Annotated in this window: 1 protein-coding gene; it reads left to right on the forward strand. The window is 73.7% G+C overall.

What is annotated here, in order from left to right:
- Positions 1–1,000 (forward strand): methyl-accepting chemotaxis protein (locus U1T56_RS24110; protein ID WP_418162034.1); only part of this gene is annotated, 1,000 nt, incomplete at both ends.

Genomic DNA, 1,000 nt, shown 5'->3' on the forward strand with positions numbered 1-1,000 from the left:
GCGGTGGCGGTGGGCGACCTTTCGCACCGGGTCCGGCTCGAGAGCCGCGACGAGATCGGCGCGCTCGGCCAGGCGATCGACGCCATGATCGACAACCTGCAGCAGACCGCCACGCTTGCCGAGCGCATCGCCCGGGGCGATCTCACCGTCGAGGCCGAGCCCCGCTCGGACAGGGACGTGCTCGGGCAGGCGCTGCAGACCATGCTCGTCCGTCTGCGCGCGGTGGTGGGCAACGTCGCGACCGCGGTCGCCAACCTCGCCGCCGGCAGCCGGCAGGCTGCGGCCACCGCCGAGGCCCTCTCGCAAGGCTCGAGCGAGCAGGCGGCGGCGGCCGAGCAGGCCAGCGCCGCCATGGAGGAGATGGCGGCCAACATCCGCCAGAACGCCGAGAACGCCGGCCAGACCGAGAAGATCGCCACCCGGGCCGCCGAGAGCGCCGAGAAGAGCGGCCAGGCGGTGTTGGGCAGCGTCGAGGCGATGCGTGCGATCGCCGGCAAGATCAGGATCGTGCAGGAGATCGCGCGCCAGACCGACCTTCTGGCCCTGAACGCGGCGATCGAGGCGGCGCGGGCCGGGCAGCACGGCAAGGGGTTCGCGGTGGTGGCGGCGGAGGTGAGAAAGCTCGCCGAGCGCAGCCAGGGTGCGGCGGCCGAGATCGGGGCGCTCTCGGGCGAAACGCTGGCGGTGGCGGAAGAGGCGGGGCGGCGGCTGCAGCAGCTCGTGCCGGAGATCAAAAAGACCGCCGATCTGGTGGCGGAGATCAGCGCCGCGTGCCGCGAGCAGGACGCGGGCGCGGCACAGATCAACCAGGCGATCCAGCAGCTCGATCGGGTGATCCAGCAGAACGCGGCGGCTTCGAACGAGATGGCGGCGAGCGCCGAGGAGCTGGCGGGCCAGGCGGCGCAGCTGCGGGAGCAGACCAGCTACTTCCGGCTCGGCGAGGCGGCTGCGGGCGCGGCGGTGGCGCCCGAGCCGGCCAGGGAACCGCTGCCGCAGCGGC

It is taken from the genome of Benzoatithermus flavus, from assembly GCF_037908215.1.
GTDB lineage: Bacteria > Pseudomonadota > Alphaproteobacteria > Geminicoccales > Geminicoccaceae > Benzoatithermus > Benzoatithermus flavus.